This is a genomic window from Ornithinimicrobium sp. F0845 (genome assembly GCF_023015765.1).
Taxonomy (GTDB): domain Bacteria; phylum Actinomycetota; class Actinomycetes; order Actinomycetales; family Dermatophilaceae; genus Ornithinicoccus.
Map to the genome: position 1 here is coordinate 1 of NZ_JALKAL010000055.1, position 241 is coordinate 241.

At 68.5% G+C, this 241-nt stretch carries 1 protein-coding gene; it reads right to left on the reverse strand.

Features of this window, described 5'->3' with window-relative positions; all coding sequences use genetic code 11:
- Nucleotides 1-241 (reverse strand): transposase (locus MWU75_RS19700; protein ID WP_247094154.1); only part of this gene is annotated, 241 nt, incomplete at both ends.

A 241-nucleotide genomic window follows, 5' to 3' on the forward strand; every position in this document is an offset into this window, starting at 1 on the left:
GACCTCCACCCGGTCGCGCCAGGCCTGGTCGCGTTCGCCCAGCCAGGTCTTGAACGCCTTCTTGGAGCGGCCCTCGACCATGTCCAGCAACCGGGACGGACCGGTGCCGTCGCGGATCGGGGTCAGATCGATGATCACGGTCACGTACTTGTCGCCGCGTCGGGTGTGCCGCCAGACGTGTTCATCCACGCCTATGACGCGGACGCCGTCGAGGCGGTGCGGGTCCTCGATCAGCACCCGC